This is a genomic window from Paenibacillus lacisediminis (assembly GCF_046567315.2).
Window position 1 is genome coordinate 25,362 of sequence record NZ_JBKIAX020000010.1, and the last position, 18,292, is coordinate 43,653.

The following is an 18,292-nucleotide window of genomic DNA, read 5'->3' on the forward strand; positions in this document are numbered from 1 at the left end:
CATGGATTTTGGACTAATTCTGTTAACGATCGGCGTATCCTTCATTTTGGCCGTCATTTCGGCGCCGCTGATCATTCCGCTGCTGAGACGGCTTAAATTCGGTCAGCAAATACGCGGGGAAGGACCGCAAAGCCATCAGAAAAAGGCGGGTACGCCAACGATGGGCGGCGTGATTATTTTGCTTGCCTTTACGTTGTCTTTTCTTAAATTTTCAGTCATCAACACCGATTTCTACGTGCTGCTGATCGCTACGCTCGGCTTTGGGCTGATCGGTTTTCTCGATGACTACATCAAAATCGTATTTAAACGGTCTTTGGGATTGACGCCCAGACAAAAATTGTTCGGACAGCTGCTGTTCGCCGGTATCATGTGTGCTTTGCTCATTTCGGAGGGGCACAGCACGGCGATCGGGATACCGGGCACCGGCTGGTCTTTTGACCTCGGCGGTTGGTTCTATTATCCTTTTATTGTCGTCATGATGCTGGCAATCAGCAACGCGGTGAACTTCACCGACGGTCTGGACGGACTTTTGTCCGGCGTGAGCGCGATCGCGTTCGGCGCGTACGCGGTGATCGCGATGCAGGCGACTTCGATCCCTTCTGCGGTCTGCGCGGCAGCGATGATCGGGGCGGTGCTTGGCTTCCTCGTGTTCAACGCGCATCCGGCCAAGGTGTTTATGGGCGATACCGGATCGTTGGGGCTCGGCGGGGCGATCGGCGCGATCGCCATCATTACGAAAAGCGAGCTGCTTTTCCTGGTGATCGGCGGCATCTTCGTCATCGAAATGCTGTCCGTCGTCATTCAGGTGACCTCTTTTAAAACGAGGGGAAAACGAATTTTCAAAATGAGCCCGATTCACCACCATTTTGAGCTGTCAGGCTGGTCGGAATGGCGGGTTGTGGTGACGTTTTGGGCGGCCGGTCTTATCCTGGCGGGCATTGGACTTTACTTAAGCAAGGGGTTGTAATCATGAAGCATCCAGAAGAATACCGGGGACGCCAGGTGGTCGTGATCGGTTTAGCGAGAAGCGGCGTTCAGGTCGCGAAAACCCTGCATCATTTTGGAGCCGTCGTTACGGTTAATGACAAAAAGGAGAGAGAACTGTGTCCCGAAGCATCCGAACTGGAGGCTTTGGGAATTTCTGTTGTATGCGGCGGACATCCGGACGGACTTGTCCATCCCGGCGTCGAACTGGTCGTCAAAAACCCCGGCATCCCGTACTCGGCCCCGCCTGTGGCCAAAGCGCTGGAGCTGGGCATCGACGTCGTGACCGAGGTGGAAGTTGCCTACCGGATCAGCGTGGCGCCGATCATCGGGATTACGGGTTCCAACGGGAAGACGACGACGACGACATGGGTCGGCAAAATGCTGGAAACCGCCGGGCTTCACCCGCTCGTGGCCGGCAATATCGGCACCCCGCTGTGTGAAGCGGCGGAGACGGCGAGTGCCGATAACTGGCTCGTAGCCGAGCTTAGCAGCTTTCAACTCAAAGGGACGCAGGCGTTCCGCCCCAAGGTTGCTTGCCTGCTTAATGTGGCGGAGACCCACCTGGACTACCACGGTACGATGGATGACTATGTGGCCTCCAAAGCCAAACTGTTCGCCAACCAGGAGGCAGCGGATACGGCTGTCGTCAATTGGGACGACCCTACATGCCGTGAGTTGGTGCCCTATATCCGGGCAAAACTGCTCCCTTTCTCGATGACAGAGGAGTTGAAGACGGAGGGGGTGTACATCCAGCCGGCCTATGTTCCGGACGTGGAGGACGGATTTGATCGCAGCGTCATGTACCGGGGGGCGGACGGCGAGGTACGGAAAATTGTCGATGTGCGCGACATCGCCCTGCCCGGACGCTTCAACGTGGAGAACGCTTTGGCGGCGGTTGCCATCGCTCTAGCCGCGGGCGCGGCGCCGGAGGCTCTTGTGGGGCCATTGCGTACGTTCCGCGGCGTGGAGCATCGTTTGGAATACGTCGCGGAGAAGCGCGGCGTGGTTTATTACAACAATTCCAAAGCGACGAACGCGAAGGCGACGATCATGGCGCTGGGCGCCTTAACGGCTCCGATCGTGCTGATCGCCGGCGGGCTGGACCGGGGCTCCGATTACATGGAGTTGGTGCCCGTCTTTAAACAAAAGGTAAAGGCGCTCGTTGCCCTGGGGCAAACGAAGGAAAAAATCGCCAAAGCCGGAGAACTCGCGGGTCTATCCGACATCGTGGTGGTCGATAATGGTGACAGTGCCGCGGAAACGCTGCGGACCGCGCTGAAGGAGGCGGCGGCTTTGGCCGCATCCGGGGATGCTGTGCTGCTCTCTCCGGCATGCGCCAGCTGGGATATGTTCTCTTCCTACGAAGAGCGTGGACGCATTTTTAAAGAGGCGGTGCATACCCTTTAAGTAGGGGGGTGGAAAAGCCCCTACTTTCTGTCAAGAGGTGGCATCCACGATGAGCAAGAGCCGTACGGCGCCGGATTTTTGGCTTATGGCCAGCATCCTCGGACTGCTGGCGATCGGAATTGTGATGGTGTACAGCGCGGGTTCGGTACTCGCTTTTCATGATTACGGCGATTCTTTCTACTTTGTGAAGCGTCAGCTATTGTTCGCCGTACTCGGACTGGTCGCGATGTTTTTGATGATGAATTTCGATTACCGGCTGTTGCGCAAATATGCGAAGGTGGGGCTGGTCATTTGCTTTGCCCTGCTCGTGATCGTGCTGATCCCCGGCATCGGGGTCGTCCGCGGGGGAGCGCGCAGCTGGCTGGGTATCAGCTCGTTTGGCATTCAGCCGTCCGAGTTCATGAAGCTGGGCATGATTTTGTTCCTATCCTATTTCCTTAGCCAGGAAGATTACAAGATTACGAATTTCACCAAGGGACTGCTGCCGCCGCTTGGCGTGATCGGGCTGGCGTTTGGTCTGATTATGCTGCAGCCCGATTTGGGGACAGGCACGGTCATGCTTGGCGCCTCGCTGCTGATCGTCTTTACGGCCGGGGCGCGAATTCTGCATCTGGCCGGACTTGCGGGCCTTGGGGCGCTCGGATTCGTAGGCCTGATTCTGGCGGCGCCTTACCGCTTGCAACGGATTACCGCGTTCCTTGATCCCTGGTCCGATCCGCTCGGCGCGGGATACCAGATCATCCAGTCTTTGTACGCGATTGGTCCCGGCGGGCTTGCCGGGCTGGGGCTGGGGATGAGCCGGCAGAAATACAGCTATGTGCCCGAGCCGCAAACGGATTTTATTTTTTCCATTTTGGCGGAGGAGCTTGGCTTTATCGGCGGACTGCTCGTCCTGCTGCTGTTCCTTATTTTGGTGTGGCGCGGCATGAGGGTCGCGATGACGATCGACGACACGTTCGGCAGCCTGCTGGCCGTCGGCATCGTCGGGATGGTCGCCGTCCAGGTCGTGATCAATATCGGCGTCGTGATCGGCCTGATGCCCGTCACCGGGATTACGCTGCCGCTTATCAGCTACGGCGGATCTTCGCTGACGCTTATGTTGACCGCGTTAGGCATTTTACTTAATTTATCCCGTTATGCGAGGTGAGAATATGCGCGTCGTACTGAGCGGCGGCGGAACCGGGGGGCACATCTACCCCGCGCTGGCCGTCGCAAGCCAATGCGCTGCGGAATTTCCCGATTCCGAATTTTTATATATCGGCGGCCAGAGAGGGCTGGAAAGCTCGCTGGTTCCGAAGCAAAACATTCCGTTTAAAGCGATCGACATCACCGGCTTTCGCCGCAAGCTGTCGGTCGAAAATATAAAGACCGTCATGCGTTTTCTCAAAGGAGTGCGCGCTTCCAAAAAACTGCTGCGGGAATTCAACCCCGACGTCGTCATCGGGACGGGCGGTTATGTATGCGGGCCGGTCGTTTACGCTGCCGCCAAGCTGGGCATTCCGAGCATCATCCATGAGCAAAACGCCATCCCGGGGCTGACCAACCGTTTTTTAAGCAAATACGTGTCGACCGTGGCGGTGAGCTTTGAAGGCTCGGAGTCCGCGTTCCCGGGAGCCGGGAATGTCATATATAGCGGCAATCCGCGGGCCACGACCGTTCATGCCGCCGACAAGGCCAAGGGCTTTGCCTCGCTGGGGCTTGCCGCCAGCAGCTCGGTCGTGCTCGTCGTCGGCGGCAGCCGGGGGGCCAAAGCGATCAACGAAGCGATGATCGGCATGGCGCCGCTGCTTGCGGGAGCGCCGCATCTGCAGTTCGTTTACGTCACCGGGGAGGCTTACCATGCAGCGACGCTCGAAGCCATCCGCGGCAAACTGGGCGGGCTTCCGGACCATTTGCAGGTGCTTCCTTACGTTCACAACATGCCGGAGGTGCTGGCCGCGACTTCCCTGATCGTGGGACGAGCAGGCGCCTCCTCTTTGGCGGAAATCACCGCGCTTGGGATTCCGGCGATTCTGATTCCGTCGCCCAACGTGACGAACAATCATCAGGAGAAAAACGCCAGGACCTTGGAGCGGGCCGGAGCCGCCGAAGTCATTTTGGAGCCGGAGTTGAGCGGGCAAAGCCTGTTCGGCTCGGTTCAACGGATCATGAACGACCTGTCCGTCCACGCCTCGATGTCGGTGGCTTCCCGCCGCCTCGGCAAACCGGACTCTGCCCATTTGCTGGTGGAGGAAATGCGGCGTCTTGTCCAAAGCCGCGGAAATCGCCGCTAAAGCGGGGGAAATACGGGACCGGAACTGGACCTGGGCGATTGTCACACTCTCCGTGAGGAGGGCATAAGATACTCTATAAATCGTGACAATCCAAGCGGAGCGAAAAGGACAACGGTTAGCATGAATTGCTCCGACGGACCCGGGCAGCCGGCTTCGTTTACGACGGCATGAATCTGATTTGCCGGCGGGCGTCAAGGCCGGGGTGTTTTCCGCCTACAAGTCAAGGAGGGATTTTACGATGCAGCATTGGATATCGAATTTGACCCGGCAGGGAGTCGGAACGGTATTGCCGAACGAGCCGATGTCAAAATATACAACATGGAAAATCGGGGGTCCCGCTGACGCGATGGTCGTACCTGAAAATCCCGGGCAGCTGTCCAGGCTGGTCCGGCTGCTTCATGAGAAGCAGGTGGCTTGGATGGTGGTCGGCAAAGGCTCAAACATGCTTGTTTCCGATCAAGGAATTCGCGGATGCGTGATCCGATTGGGCTCCGGTTTCGAGCAGATCGAATTTGACGGAAGCAAGGCCTATGCCGGAGGAGGCGCCTCGTTCGTCAGACTCAGCATCATGGCGGGCAAGCAGGGGCTGACCGGCCTGGAGTTTGCCGGAGGCATCCCCGGAACGGTGGGGGGAGCCGTATATATGAACGCCGGCGCTCACGGGTCCGATGTGTCACGTATATTTAAATCCGCTGACATTGTTCTGGAGACGGGTGAATTGGTCACTTACACCGCAGAGGATATGAAATTTGACTATCGGCATTCCGTCCTGCACGAACAGCGCGGCATTGTGGCCAAAGCTGAATTTGCGCTGGCTGCCGGCGACCGGCTGGAAGTCGCCGCCGCCATGGCGGCCTACAAGGACCGCCGCCGCAAAACGCAGCCGCTTCAGCAGCCGTGCGCCGGCAGCGTCTTCCGCAATCCGCCGGGAGACCATTCGGCCAGACTGATCGAGGCGGCCGGACTTAAAGGCTTAAGGGTCGGAGGAGCCGAAGTATCCACGCTGCACGCCAATTTCATCGTCAATACCGGGCAAGCGACAGCAGAGGACGTTCTAGCGCTCATGGAGCAAATCAAGGCAGCCGTCGCCGGCAAGTTCGGCGTTACGCTGGTCCCGGAGGTTTTTTTCGTGGGCGAACGGTAAACTCGGAGGTGATACATTGGACAAATTGGTGATCGAAGGCGGGAGACCCCTATCAGGAACCATTCGTATCCATGGAGCAAAAAATGCCGCACTGCCGATTCTGGCCGCTAGTTTGCTGTCCGAAGGCAAGGTGCAACTTCGAAATGTCCCCCGTCTGCTCGATATTGATGTCATGCTGGGCATACTCGGCCGTCTTGGCTGCAAAGCCGTCCATTTAGGGGATACGGTTACGGTCGACACGGGAAGTGCGGATTCAAGCCATGTGCCGGAGGATTTGATGAAGCAGATGCGGTCGTCGATTTTTTTGATGGGGCCGCTGCTCGCCAGGTTCGGGGAAGTTTGCATTTACCAGCCGGGCGGGTGCGCGATCGGCGAACGGAAAATCGATTTGCACTTGAAAGGGCTGGAGGCCTTGGGAGCGCAAATCGAGGAAAGCGAACAGCAAATACGGTGCAGGGCCAGCAAGCTGGTCGGCAGCGATATTCACCTTGACTTTCCCAGCGTCGGAGCGACGGAAAACATTATGATGGCGGCCGCGCTGGCGGAAGGAACGACGGTGATCACCAATGCCGCCCGGGAGCCGGAAATTCAGGATTTGCAAAATTTCCTGAACGCCATGGGGGCGGACATCATCGGCGCCGGAACGGACACGATCAGGATTCGCGGTGTAACACGGCTGTATCCTTGCGATTACGAGGTCATCCCCGACCGCATCGTTGCCGGAACCGCGCTGATTGCCGTAGCCGCTACGCGCGGAAGCGTAACGTTGACCCACTGCAATCCGGGGCACCTGGTGTCGCTGCTTCAGGTGCTGCGGCGGGCAGGTGTTCAAATCGGAGCTGCCGATGATATAATAACGATTAGCAGTGCAGGCCGTCCGCGGGCGGTGGAACGGATCGTAACTTCGCCGTATCCTTCCTTTCCGACCGATCTGCAGTCGCAAATCATGGTACTGCTTGCCTTGGCGGACGGACTCAGCGTGATGAAGGAGACCGTGTTCGAGGGCAGATTCAAGCATGTGGACGAATTGGTGCGGATGGGCGCCGACATTTCGGTCGATTTGAATCTCGCTTTCATTCGCGGGGTGCCCAGATTGTACGGAGCTACCGTGGAAGCCACGGACCTGCGGGCCGGAGCCGCGCTGGTCATCGCGGGGCTTGCGGCGCAAGGCAAAACGGTGGTGGAGCAGGTTCATCATATCGATCGCGGCTACGACCGGATCGAAACGTTGTTCCAGCGTCTCGGGGGCTTGATCCATCGCGAGTCCCCCGTACTGAAGCAGCTTGATTTAGCCTGAGGTTTGGCCTTATATCCCCTCCGGCCGGAGGGGATCAAGGCTCTTGGACGGTATTCTATTATTATTTATTCAGAAAGTTGCGGAGAAATGATATGCCAAAAGCGAATGTACCTGCCCTGAAAGAACCGGAAAAACCGAAAAAGAAAAGCGGCCGAAAAGTGAAAGTAATCCTCGTTTTGCTGTTCCTCTCTTTGCTCTGCGTGCTTTTTTTTCGCTCGTCTTTAAGCAAGGTTTCGGCGATTGCGTTTCACGGCAATACGTATTCGACGGAGAGTGAACTGTTAGAGGCCGCCGGGCTGGAAGTCGGAGATCCGTTTTTTGCCGTCAGTTCGGGCAACGTTCAGCACAAATTGGAAAGCATTCCTTCCGTGGAGCATGCGGACGTGAACAAAAAATTCCCGGGTACCATCGAAATCGAGATCAAAGAATTTCCGCTTGCGGCCTATGAGCTTACCGGCGATGGGAAGTTGAACGGACTGTTGGCGAACGGCACCAAAATTCCGCTGCAAAACGGCTCTATGCCGGTGGACAAGCCTATTTTGACCGGGTGGAAAGAGGATGATCCCAATCTGGTTAAACTCTGCAAAACGTTGGCGGAAATCCCCAGCGAGCTGACCGCCGATATTTCCGAGATTGTTCCTTCGCCGACTTTGTCTTATCCGGACCGGATCAAAATGTATACGCGCTCCGAATTTGAAGTGATTTCGGCGATCTCGCTGCTGCCCAAAAAGGCGGAGTATTTGAACGAGATTTTACAAAATCAGGATCCCGGACAGCTGAAAATGCTGGATGCCGATTCCTACGTGCCATACCCCCTGCCGGAAGGCGAAGAGGAAGGCCAAAATGACACTACTCATCAGTGAAAAACAATGTTAAAATACATTTTATGGGCTAGTTTCCTATCTCCCTCTTTTTTCTTTTGATTTTTGCGTCTCGCGGCAGGGTAGAATTTACGGTTTTCAGGTCCTATTGCCCGATAAGATGTAAAACTTGGAAGTCAAAAAATTTGTAGAAAAAAGAGGGAAAGGTTAAACCGCGTTGAATATGTAGAGAGTGCATCTAACAGGGTAAGTATATTTTGAATGGGAAATAGGAGGTGCCAGGGCTTGAGCAACAATGACATCATTGTTAGTTTGGACATCGGTACATCCAAAGTTCGTGCTATTATTGGGGAAATTGGCAATGGAACCTTTAATATTATTGGAGTTGGATCTGCCGACTCGGAAGGAATTCGAAAAGGCGCGATTGTAGATATTGATCAGACGGTCCAATCGATCCGCAACGCCGTGGATCATGCGGAACGGATGGTAGGTATTCAAATATCGGAAGTATATGTCGGCATTTCGGGCAACCACATCGGACTCCAAACGAGCCACGGAGTAGTAGCCGTACAAAATGAAGACCGGGAAATCGGCGAGGACGATATCGACCGCGTGTTGAAAGCGGCCGAAGTCATTGCCCTTCCGCCGGAACGCGAAATTATCGATGTTGTGGCCAAGCAGTATGTGGTGGACGGGCTTGAGGGCATTCAGGATCCCCGCGGCATGATCGGGGTTCGTCTGGAAGTGGAAGCGACGATCATAACGGGAGCGAAGACCGCAATTCACAATTTGCTCCGTTGCGTGGAGAAATCCGGGCTGAAGGTCCGGGATTTGGTATTGTTGTCGCTGGGTGCAGGGCAGCTCGCCTTGTCCAAGGACGAGAAAACGATGGGTTCGGTGCTGGTGGATATCGGCGCCGGTTCCACCACGATCGCTGTGTTTGAAGGCGGCACGATCGTGTCCACATCCACGCTTCCGATTGGGGGAGAATTTATAACGAACGACATTGCTTACGGTCTCCGCACGTTGACCGATCATGCGGAGAAAGCGAAGCTGAAATACGGCTGCGCCTCGATCGAGGATGCTGGGCCGGACGTAACCTTTAAGGTAACGCGGATCGGCAGCAATGTGGACAAGGAATTTACGCAGGAAGACCTGGCTGCCATCGCGGAGCCTCGCGTTCAGGAGATCTTCCAGCTGATCCGCCAGGAAGTCAAGCGGCTCGGCTACAGCGAGCAGCCTGGAGGCTACATTTTGACGGGAGGAACCGTATCGATGGCGGGGCTGCTTAAGATCGCGCAGCAGGAGCTGGCTGCTTCCGTCAGAATCGCCGTCCCGGATTATATCGGGGTCCGCGATCCCGGATTTACCGGGGGCGTAGGCATTTTGTATAAGGTCATCAAGAACATTCGCGTTCGGAGCGCCGGACCGAAGAAGACGGCCGGCCGGAGCAAACCCGCTTCGCCGGCGCAGGAGCCGGCTCGCAAGTCGGGCGGCCTGATGGAGCGTCTTAAAAATCTGTTCAGTGAATTTATATAGCAAATTCAAGGATGAAGAACGGGCCATCCATGCACATTGAGGGGGAGATGGAATAGTATGTTGGAATTTGATTTCGAAATGGAGAGCTTGGCTCAAATCAAGGTCATCGGGGTAGGCGGCGGCGGAAGCAACGCGGTCAACCGGATGATCGAAAACGGCGTGCAAGGCGTCGAGTTCATTACGGTAAATACGGACGCTCAAGCGCTTCATTTGGCCAAGTCCGAACATAAATTACAGATCGGGGATAAGTTGACGCGCGGACTGGGCGCCGGCGCCAATCCGGAGGTCGGCAAGAAAGCGGCCGAAGAATCCCGCGAACTGATCGCAAATACGTTAAAAGGCGCGGATATGGTGTTTGTCACGGCCGGCATGGGCGGCGGCACCGGCACCGGAGCGGCTCCGGTCATTGCCGAAATCGCCAGAGAATGCGGCGCGCTGACCGTCGGCGTCGTTACCCGCCCATTTACGTTTGAAGGCCGCAAGCGTTCTTCCCAGGCGGAGCTTGGCATCGAAGGTTTGAAAGAAAAAGTAGACACGCTGATCGTCATTCCAAACGACCGCCTGTTGGAAATCGTCGACAAGAAGACGCCGATGCTGGAAGCGTTCCGTGAAGCGGACAACGTGCTGCGCCAAGCGGTGCAAGGCATTTCCGACTTGATCGCCGTACCGGGCCTGATCAACCTCGACTTTGCCGACGTGAAGACGATCATGACCGAACGCGGCTCCGCGCTAATGGGCATCGGCCTCGCTACCGGCGAGAACCGTGCTGCGGAGGCCGCCCGCAAGGCGATTATGAGCCCGCTCTTGGAAACGTCCATCGAAGGCGCGCGCGGCGTCATCATGAATATTACGGGCGGAGCCAACCTGTCCCTGTATGAAGTCAACGAGGCTGCGGAAATCGTGATCGCCGCTTCCGATCCGGAAGTGAACATGATTTTTGGTGCGATCATCGATGAGGACATGAAGGAAGAAATCAAAGTCACGGTCATCGCGACAGGGTTCGAGAATAAACCTGCGGTGCAGCCAGCCCGTAAACCGGCAGCTGCTCCGGGCGTATCCGAGCCGCAGGACACGCGTCCGGCTTCGAACCTGCGACCGTTCGGTAATCAACCGAGCGGAGATCAGCTCGACATTCCGACGTTTCTCCGTAACCGTTCGCGGAACAATAACGACTAAGCAAGGGTAGTACGTCTCCCCGAAGACCTTGTCCCCATGTAGGGACAGGGTCTTTTTTTACATACTGGATTTATTAAGTTTCATGGCGTGGTAGAGGACGATTCGTAGGTAGAGAGGTGAGGAGAAGAGGGAACTGGAGGCTAAAGGACTCCAGAGACGTTATTTGCGGAAAAACGAAGGTGCGCAAAATGCAACGACACAGAAGACCTTATTTAACTCAAATCGGCCTGGATGAACGGGTTTAGAGCGAAATAGGGCCGCCTGTGTCCGTTAGGCTGGGAAATACCCGGGAAATGGGCGGATAAGGTCGCTGGTGTCCGTTAGAGCAGCACCCACAGATTGAGCGCTAATTGAGTAAATCTATGGTCCGGATCTTCATTTTACGCATCATGCACGTGCAAGTCCCTTAGGTCGACAAAAATAGTGGGTTTCTGCTTTCAATTTTAGACAGACTTTATAAGCTATTCTCTTTATACTGATAAGCATCTCCCCAGGCAGGTGAATGCCGTTGGTTGTTTATATCGATCTCCTATTTGCGATGAACCTATTGATCGATGCAAGTTTGCTGCTCGTTACGGCATGGATGCGGAAGCGGAAGATCAAAATATGGCGGATCGCCGTTTCGGCTGGCGTTGGAGCCATGTATGTCGTCATGATGTTTTTGCCGGAGCTTGAGTTTTTGTATACGTTTCTGGTCAAGTTCCTGTTTTCTGTCGTGATGTTATGGATCGCCTTCGGCTTTGGCAGTTTACAAAACTATCTGCGGAACATGGGGGCTTTTTACATCGTTAATTTTGCGGCGGCGGGCGGCATCCTGGGCGTGCATTATTTGCTCCAAGACTATGGCGACCTATGGAACGGAATATGGTTTTCGGCCTCCGGAGGGATGGGGTTTTCGCTAAAGGTAGGAGCCTTGTTTACGCTTGTCCTGTTTTTTGCCGTGTTATGGTGGTTTAAGCGGGTTATCGCGGCGCGTCATCGGCAAGAGCGAATCTCCTCTTTTGTCGGAGAGGTCCGGGTTCGTATTGAAGATTCCGAGATTCGCTGCGCGGGCCTGGTCGATACGGGCAACCAATTGTCCGATCCGCTCAGCCGATTGCCTGTTATGGTGATGGAGGCGTCGCTTTGGGAGGAACTGCTTCCTCCATCTTTTCGCGGCAAGCTTGCTAAGGAGCGGGCGGACAACCTCATCATGGAATGGACGGAAGCCGGGGCTTTTCCCTGGCCGGATCGGTTGCGTCTTGTGCCGTATCGCGGAATCAATAAGGGGACGCAATTTATGCTTGCGCTTAAGCCGGACGAAGTCAGCATAACTTTGGAAGGGCAGAATTTTCATTCTACCCGGGTGCTTATCGGATTGGACGGAGGACGTTTATCCTCGGAAGGGGCCTATCGGGCCATTGTGCATCCTGCGTTAGTAGAAGGTACGGAAGCGGAGCATCATCATCCGCAGGACATTTCCTCCGGGCTCGCACCCGCCTCGCGGACATAAGCGGACGGCCCGGACTTCACCAGTAAAAACGGGAACATGTATGGGAGGAAAGAAATCATGCGTGCAAAATGGAAGTTGTTGCTGCAGCTTCAGTACTATCGGCTTTTGTTTATATTCGGACTAAAGAGCGAAGAAATCTATTATATAGGCGGAAGCGAGGCGCTCCCGCCTCCATTGACGCGCGAAGAGGAGGAGTATTTGCTCCAGCGGCTGCCAAGCGGCGACTCCGCCATCCGGGCGATGCTGATCGAACGCAATTTGCGGCTCGTCGTGTACATCGCCAGAAAGTTTGAAAACACCGGCATCAATATCGAAGACCTGGTTTCGATCGGAGCCATCGGCCTGATTAAAGCGGTCAACACCTTTGATCCGGAGAAAAAGATTAAACTCGCCACGTACGCTTCACGCTGCATCGAAAACGAAATCCTGATGTATTTGCGCCGCAACAGCAAGATCCGTACCGAGGTTTCCTTCGATGAGCCGCTGAATATCGATTGGGACGGCAATGAGCTGCTGCTGTCCGATGTGCTGGGGACGGAAAACGATACGATTTACCGGAATATCGAAGAGCAGGTGGATCGAAAGCTGCTGCATAAAGCGCTCGACAAGCTGAGCGAACGAGAGCGAATGATCATGGAGCTGCGGTTCGGGCTGGTGGACGGCGACGAGAAAACGCAAAAGGATGTAGCCGATCTGCTCGGGATTTCCCAGTCCTACATTTCCCGTCTCGAAAAAAGGATCATCAAGCGATTACGCAAGGAATTCAATAAGATGGTATAGCTGGCCAGCTTTTAGGGTGGTTCATACAAGGAATAAAAATGCAGCCCAAGGAGATAATGATCATTAGTTTACTCCTTGGGAGGTAAGACACGATGACCCGAAACAAAGTCGAAATTTGCGGTGTCGATACCGCAAAATTGCCCGTTCTAACCAATGCGGAAATGCGTGAGTTGTTCCACTCATTGCAGCAGGATCACGTAAGATCAGCCAGAGAAAAGTTAGTGAATGGCAATCTGAGACTCGTGCTGAGCGTCATCCAGCGATTCAACAATCGGGGGGAGTATGTGGACGACCTGTTTCAGGTGGGCTGCATTGGACTCATGAAAGCCATCGATAATTTCGATTTATCGCAAAACGTCAAGTTTTCCACCTACGCGGTGCCGATGATCATCGGGGAAATCCGCCGGTACTTGCGTGACAACAACCCGATCCGCGTATCCCGCAGCCTCAGAGATATTGCCTACAAAGCGCTGCAAATGCGGGACAACCTGACCAACCAAAATTCGCGGGAACCCACAATTTTCGAAATCTCGGAAGCGCTTGGTTTGCCGAAGGAAGATGTCGTGTTTGCCCTGGACGCGATCCAGGACCCGGTATCGCTGTTTGAGCCGATTTATCATGACGGAGGAGACCCGATTTACGTCATGGATCAAATCAGCGACGATAAAAACAAGGATGTGTCATGGATTGAAGAGATTGCTTTGCGCGAAGCGATGCAGCGGCTCGGACGCCGCGAGAAAATGATCCTGTCCATGCGTTTTTTTGAAGGTAAGACGCAAATGGAGGTGGCCGATGAGATCGGCATCTCCCAAGCCCAGGTATCCCGGCTTGAGAAATCCGCCATTTTACAAATGCAGAAACATGTGAAGTCGTAAATGAACAGGTCCCTTAAGGGGCCTTTTTTTATGGAACTGCGAGTTAGACTGGCTGACGATCGCTGTGAACAACTCCATATCTTCCTAGTGTCAAGCTTCTGTAAACTTATATAAGTTGAACCGTTCAAACATTTATTCGACTTTTACAGCATGGAGATTAACGCGGATGAAGACAGACGGAGGGGGACGCATGAAATACTGCATCGGCGAGTTTTCTTCGCTTCTGGGTATTACGAGGGATACGCTGCGGCTGTACGAAAAGCATGACATCGTTCGGCCGGTGAAAGACCATAACAACAGCTACCGGTATTTTAACGATTTGGATGCCAGGGATTTGTTGATGAGCCGCTGGTACCGCAGCTTGCAAATTCCTTTGCAGGACGTGGCAGGACTGATCAAGCATTCTTCGATAGACGCCATCTTGGACAAGCTGGAGGACAGCCGGCAGCAGCTTGAGGCGGATATCCGCAAAAGCACGATGCTGCTGAACAAACTCGGCGATCTGAACCGGGAGCTCCAATCGATCGAAGCGTCCCTTTACCGGTGCAGCCTCAAACAGCAGCCCGGTTTATACCGCTTAAAGCAAACCGACAAAAACAGCCTGCTTAAAAACCGCGGATTGGAAAAAGCGGTTAACGCTTTGATGGAAATGCTCCCGTATACGTTTTATTGCTTCCGCATCGAACGGGAGACCGTCCTGGCGCACAATACGGATAACTTGGAGTACAGTTGGGGAATCACGGTATCGGAGGACGATGCCGGGGAGCTTGGCTTAGAAATTCAGGATCATTTGGAATTTATCCCTGCGTCCAGTTGCGTTTCGGCGGTCATTGTATCCGCGGACGGAGACCATTTTACGAAAAACGCGCTGCAATTTATGTTGGACTATGTGGACGAACTGGGCTATTCGATTTGCGGCGACGTGATCGGGAAGCTGTTGCTGACGGAAAACCGGGAGGGGAAAAAACGTTCATTTCTGGAGGTCAATATTCCGGTCTTGCTATAGGGAGCTTTTCCGAAAGGGGAGTTGACCTTGGTCCCGCACCAAGGTTTAGACTTTTCTTATGAAGCTGGCCGATTACGGAATTTTGTATTTACATGTGAAAACAATCACATTTTTGCGGCTTCGAATTATGGGGTAGGGGGAGTAGCTCATGAGCGCCAAAAAACGCTTCAATTCATGGTTTGTGTTTTCCGTATGTCTTGCATTGGTGGTTTCCATGCTAAGCGGATGCGAGTCCGCGGGAAATTCTCGGGAATCCGGCCCATCGTCCGCGCCGGAACAAACTTCGTTTAAGGCCGGGACATATACGGGGGAAGCCGAGGGGAAAGACGGAACGGTCAAAGTCGAAGTCACAATGGAGCAGCCGGATCAAATCAAGGATATTCAAATCGTAAGCCAAACCGAAACGGAGGGGCTGGGCGATGCCGCGCTCGAGAAAATCAAAGAGCAGATCCTGCAAAACCAAACGTTGGCGGTGGACGCCGTCAGCGGCGCCAGCAAGTCGAGCGAAGCGATGTTGACCGCCGTGGAAAAGGCCGTGCAACAGGCGGGCGGGAATTTAACGGCTCTGAAATCGGGCGGCGTGGCGAAAGCCGGCGAAGGAAAAACGGAAAAGCTGCAGGCTGACGTTGTTGTCGTCGGCGCGGGCGCTTCCGGCGTGTCGGCCGCTGTTACGGCAGCGGATAAAGGGGCCAAGGTCATCATCGTGGAAAAAACCGCCGTCATCGGCGGCGCCAGCAATTTGTCGTGGGCGGGCAAGTTTTACAATTCGTCCGCCGCGGTTGAAAACGGGGTAAAGGTGAATGTCGAGAAAGAAATCGCCGACTGGATCGTGAACAACCACTGGCGTGTGGATGCCGCGGCGATCCGCCAGTATATCACCAAGTCCGGCGATACTTACGACTGGCTGAAAAGCAAAGGTTATGTCACGACGTTCCTGAACTTTGCCGGGGAACAGCTTCATGTGCTTCCGGCTTACGATACGCGGGAACAAACGCTGCGTAAGATGCTAGCCGCATCCGTTGAGAAAAACGGCGGCCAGGTCATTACCGAAACGACCGCCAAAGAGCTGTTGACCGATGCGAGCGGTGCAGTTGTCGGCGTGAAAGCCGAGAAGGCCGACGGCACGACCCTGGAGATTTCCGCCAAAAGCGTGGTCATGGCGACGGGCGGGTACGCGGGCAACAAGGAAATGGTCAAGGAAGCTTTTGGGTTCGAAGGCGTAAATGGCGGCCTCGGCCAAAACATCGGGGAAGGGCTGGAAATGTCCTGGGCGGCTGGTGCCAAGGTTCCGGACAACTTCGGCGGGCAAATGCTGCATCAAACGCTGGCGAGAGCGACGAGCGGCCTGAAAAAGCAATATTCCTCGTTTGAAGCCAGCTATCCGCTAATGCTGAGCTATCTTCCGACACTGATGAACGTGGGGCCTTCCGGGGCGAGATTCAGGGACGAGGCGGCCACTTTGACATCGGTGGCCGCAGCGAATACGAGCGCCTTTAACGGACCTTACCATCTGGTCATCGTTTCGAAATCGCAGCTTGACGCTCTGGAGGCCAAAGGGATGAACGGCCTCAAAGCTCCGGGACTTCCGGGGATGCCGCCGGAATTTTACGCCGACTTTACCGCTCAGTTCAAGCTTGATACGCCATGGAAAAACGCGGAGCAAGTATTTGAATCCATGGTGAAAAACGGCGACGGTTATAAAGGCGATACGATTGAGGAATTGGCTCAAAATGCCGGGATGGACGCCGAGGTGTTCAAGGAGGCATTCGAGAATTATACGCAAGCGACAAAAAACGGCGTAGACACGGAGTTCGGCAAAGCGAAACAATTCCTGGTTCCGATGGGCGAGGGACCTTATTACGCGATCATCGCCGAAATCAACAATCTCGGTTCGGTTGGCGGCCTGCTCGTCAATACCAAGTTTCAGGTTCTAAATAATGAACGGGTACCGATCAAAGGCCTTTATGCGGTGGGGCTCGAATCCGAAGGCGTGCTGTTTAACGACACTTATGTCGGCAACGGCGTAGGCATCGGCTACTCGTTTACCTCGGGGCGTCTCGGCGGCGAAAACGCCGCGGCCGGCGCCCTCGCAAAATAAGCTTTGCAATCCAAGGGACCTTTCCGGGCGGATCGCCGCGATCATCGGGAAGGTCCCTTTTCCCGTTCGCAGAAGCGCATCAGCGGAAAAGCTGGATCATATAGTAAAGGGACGGAAAGTATTAGGCGGACGGGGGCGGTAAACGATGGATAATGTGGTGAGAGCGAGTATGAAAATATCCGATTTCCAGACTAAGGATGTCATTAATGTAGTGGACGGAAAAAGGCTGGGGCATATCAGCGACCTGGAGCTGGATTTGCGGCAGGGCGTGATCGAGGCGATCGTCGTGCCGGTAAATACGAAATTCATGGGATTGTTTGGTGGCGGCAGCGATTTGATCATTCCCTGGAAAAATATCGTGAAAATCGGCTCCGACGTCGTGCTTGTCAAGATGGAAGAGCTGCGGGAGTCAAGGGTGCAATCTTCTTATGATACAACCGTGTACATCGACCGGGACGGCCGGACGGAACGGCGCGGCTGATCCGCGAAAGGCAGAGCGAATTATGGTACACTTTAAGAAAGCAAGATCAAAGGGAGATGGATGATGGAACCGTTTATAAGAAATGCTATAGATCAGCAGCCGGAGCGTTTTGAGCTGGAGGCTTGGCGCGGGCTGATGCCGGGCCTAAGCGCCGGCTTTACCGGACGCGGCGGGGGCGTTAGCAAACCTCCCTATGACAGCTTGAATTTGGCGTACCATGTCGGAGACGATCCGCAGGACGTATTGGAAAACCGGCGGCGCCTGGCCCGGGCGCTCGGGTTTCCGCCGGAGAACTGGACATGCGGCGAACAGGTGCACGGATCGCAAATCGCCATCGTTCGGCAGGAGGACCGCGGCAAAGGGCAATTGGACCGGAGCAGCGCGTTTCAGGCCACGGACGGGCTGCTGACCAACGTGCCGGATGTCCTGCTGGCTTCCTTTTATGCCGATTGCGTTCCGCTCTATTTTGCCGATCCGGTCACTAAAACCGTCGGATTGGCCCATGCCGGCTGGAAGGGTACCGTCCAACTCATCGCCGGGAAGATGATCGAAACGATGGAGCGTGCATTCGGCAGCCGCCGCTCCGACATTCGGACGGCGATCGGCCCGAGTATCGGGGGATGCTGTTACGAAGTGGACGAAGCGGTGATGGGCAAAGTCAGGGAGGCGCTGCCCGGCGCGGAACCGGATATGCAAGGGGCTGTGATTACGGCGCCGTCCAAGAACGAAGGCAAAACAATGCTGAACTTGAAAGAAATGAATCGAATTATTATGATTAAAGCAGGAATATTGCCGACTCATATCGAATGTACAACGTGGTGTACAAGCTGCCGTCCGGAATGGTTTTACTCGTACCGCAAGCATAACGGGGTGACGGGGAGGATGGCGAGCTGGATTGGCATGAAAGAGAGGTGAT

16 protein-coding genes are annotated in these 18,292 nt (G+C 54.9%); all 16 read left to right on the forward strand.

What is annotated here, in order from left to right; all coding sequences use genetic code 11:
- The first annotated feature begins 1 nt into the window (after position 1).
- The 16 genes from mraY (at position 2) to pgeF (ending at position 18,291) form a co-directional block, all read left to right on the forward strand.
- Positions 2-967 (forward strand): phospho-N-acetylmuramoyl-pentapeptide-transferase, encoded by a 966-nt coding sequence (gene mraY / locus ACLD72_RS19255; RefSeq protein WP_251586974.1) that lies wholly within the window; start codon positions 2-4, stop codon positions 965-967.
- 2 nt (positions 968-969) lie between these two features.
- Positions 970-2,394, forward strand: a complete 1,425-nt coding sequence (gene murD / locus ACLD72_RS19260; RefSeq protein ID WP_410997460.1) for a UDP-N-acetylmuramoyl-L-alanine--D-glutamate ligase — start codon at positions 970-972, stop codon at positions 2,392-2,394.
- A 49-nt stretch (positions 2,395-2,443) separates the two neighbouring features.
- A complete protein-coding gene (spoVE, locus tag ACLD72_RS19265) occupies positions 2,444-3,541 on the forward strand; it encodes a stage V sporulation protein E (RefSeq protein WP_410997462.1) in 1,098 nt (365 codons plus the stop codon).
- 4 nt (positions 3,542-3,545) lie between these two features.
- Complete coding sequence (gene murG, locus ACLD72_RS19270) at positions 3,546-4,667, forward strand: undecaprenyldiphospho-muramoylpentapeptide beta-N-acetylglucosaminyltransferase (RefSeq protein WP_410997463.1); 1,122 nt, start codon at positions 3,546-3,548, stop codon at positions 4,665-4,667.
- A 238-nt stretch (positions 4,668-4,905) separates the two neighbouring features.
- On the forward strand, positions 4,906-5,811 hold the full coding sequence (gene murB / locus ACLD72_RS19275) for a UDP-N-acetylmuramate dehydrogenase (RefSeq protein ID WP_410997465.1): 906 nt from the start codon (positions 4,906-4,908) through the stop codon (positions 5,809-5,811).
- A gap of 16 nt (positions 5,812-5,827) precedes the next feature.
- Positions 5,828-7,108, forward strand: coding sequence for a UDP-N-acetylglucosamine 1-carboxyvinyltransferase (murA, locus tag ACLD72_RS19280; protein ID WP_410997467.1), 1,281 nt, complete (start codon positions 5,828-5,830; stop codon positions 7,106-7,108).
- 92 nt (positions 7,109-7,200) lie between these two features.
- A complete protein-coding gene (locus ACLD72_RS19285; RefSeq protein WP_410997469.1) occupies positions 7,201-7,971 on the forward strand; it encodes a cell division protein FtsQ/DivIB in 771 nt (256 codons plus the stop codon).
- Positions 7,972-8,214: 243 nt separating this feature from the next.
- Complete coding sequence (ftsA, locus tag ACLD72_RS19290) at positions 8,215-9,468, forward strand: cell division protein FtsA (protein ID WP_410997470.1); 1,254 nt, start codon at positions 8,215-8,217, stop codon at positions 9,466-9,468.
- A 57-nt stretch (positions 9,469-9,525) separates the two neighbouring features.
- Positions 9,526-10,644, forward strand: coding sequence for a cell division protein FtsZ (gene ftsZ, locus ACLD72_RS19295; RefSeq protein WP_251586957.1), 1,119 nt, complete (start codon positions 9,526-9,528; stop codon positions 10,642-10,644).
- A 508-nt stretch (positions 10,645-11,152) separates the two neighbouring features.
- Positions 11,153-12,136: a sigma-E processing peptidase SpoIIGA gene (gene spoIIGA / locus ACLD72_RS19300; RefSeq protein ID WP_410997472.1), complete on the forward strand. Its 984-nt coding sequence runs from the start codon at positions 11,153-11,155 to the stop codon at positions 12,134-12,136.
- 57 nt (positions 12,137-12,193) lie between these two features.
- The gene (gene sigE / locus ACLD72_RS19305; RefSeq protein ID WP_128634433.1) at positions 12,194-12,916 is read left to right on the forward strand and encodes an RNA polymerase sporulation sigma factor SigE; all 723 of its coding nucleotides are present in this window, start codon (positions 12,194-12,196) and stop codon (positions 12,914-12,916) included.
- Positions 12,917-13,008: 92 nt separating this feature from the next.
- Positions 13,009-13,791: an RNA polymerase sporulation sigma factor SigG gene (gene sigG, locus ACLD72_RS19310; protein WP_036621413.1), complete on the forward strand. Its 783-nt coding sequence runs from the start codon at positions 13,009-13,011 to the stop codon at positions 13,789-13,791.
- 166 nt (positions 13,792-13,957) lie between these two features.
- Positions 13,958-14,797 (forward strand): MerR family transcriptional regulator, encoded by an 840-nt coding sequence (locus tag ACLD72_RS19315; protein WP_410997473.1) that lies wholly within the window; start codon positions 13,958-13,960, stop codon positions 14,795-14,797.
- 148 nt (positions 14,798-14,945) lie between these two features.
- Positions 14,946-16,895, forward strand: coding sequence for an FAD-binding protein (locus ACLD72_RS19320; RefSeq protein ID WP_410997475.1), 1,950 nt, complete (start codon positions 14,946-14,948; stop codon positions 16,893-16,895).
- Positions 16,896-17,040: 145 nt separating this feature from the next.
- Positions 17,041-17,376 carry a YlmC/YmxH family sporulation protein gene (locus ACLD72_RS19325; protein ID WP_410997477.1) on the forward strand — a complete coding sequence of 112 codons (336 nt, stop codon included), beginning with the start codon at positions 17,041-17,043 and terminating at the stop codon, positions 17,374-17,376.
- A 63-nt stretch (positions 17,377-17,439) separates the two neighbouring features.
- Positions 17,440-18,291, forward strand: a complete 852-nt coding sequence (gene pgeF / locus ACLD72_RS19330) for a peptidoglycan editing factor PgeF (RefSeq protein WP_410997832.1) — start codon at positions 17,440-17,442, stop codon at positions 18,289-18,291.
- Position 18,292 lies beyond the last annotated feature (1 nt).

Excerpts from the sequence above, each read along its gene's own strand:
- mraY (WP_251586974.1), top strand. The coding sequence starts at position 2 with ATGGATTTTGGACTAATTCTGTTAACGATCGGCGTATCCTTCATTTTG.
- murD (WP_410997460.1), top strand. The coding sequence starts at position 970 with ATGAAGCATCCAGAAGAATACCGGGGACGCCAGGTGGTCGTGATCGGT.
- spoVE (WP_410997462.1), top strand. The coding sequence starts at position 2,444 with ATGAGCAAGAGCCGTACGGCGCCGGATTTTTGGCTTATGGCCAGCATC.
- murG (WP_410997463.1), top strand. The coding sequence starts at position 3,546 with ATGCGCGTCGTACTGAGCGGCGGCGGAACCGGGGGGCACATCTACCCC.
- murB (WP_410997465.1), top strand. The coding sequence starts at position 4,906 with ATGCAGCATTGGATATCGAATTTGACCCGGCAGGGAGTCGGAACGGTA.
- ACLD72_RS19285 (WP_410997469.1), top strand. The coding sequence starts at position 7,201 with ATGCCAAAAGCGAATGTACCTGCCCTGAAAGAACCGGAAAAACCGAAA.
- ftsZ (WP_251586957.1), top strand. The coding sequence starts at position 9,526 with ATGTTGGAATTTGATTTCGAAATGGAGAGCTTGGCTCAAATCAAGGTC.
- sigE (WP_128634433.1), top strand. The coding sequence starts at position 12,194 with ATGCGTGCAAAATGGAAGTTGTTGCTGCAGCTTCAGTACTATCGGCTT.
- sigG (WP_036621413.1), top strand. The coding sequence starts at position 13,009 with ATGACCCGAAACAAAGTCGAAATTTGCGGTGTCGATACCGCAAAATTG.
- ACLD72_RS19315 (WP_410997473.1), top strand. The coding sequence starts at position 13,958 with ATGAAGACAGACGGAGGGGGACGCATGAAATACTGCATCGGCGAGTTT.
- ACLD72_RS19320 (WP_410997475.1), top strand. The coding sequence starts at position 14,946 with ATGAGCGCCAAAAAACGCTTCAATTCATGGTTTGTGTTTTCCGTATGT.
- ACLD72_RS19325 (WP_410997477.1), top strand. The coding sequence starts at position 17,041 with ATGGATAATGTGGTGAGAGCGAGTATGAAAATATCCGATTTCCAGACT.
- pgeF (WP_410997832.1), top strand. The coding sequence starts at position 17,440 with ATGGAACCGTTTATAAGAAATGCTATAGATCAGCAGCCGGAGCGTTTT.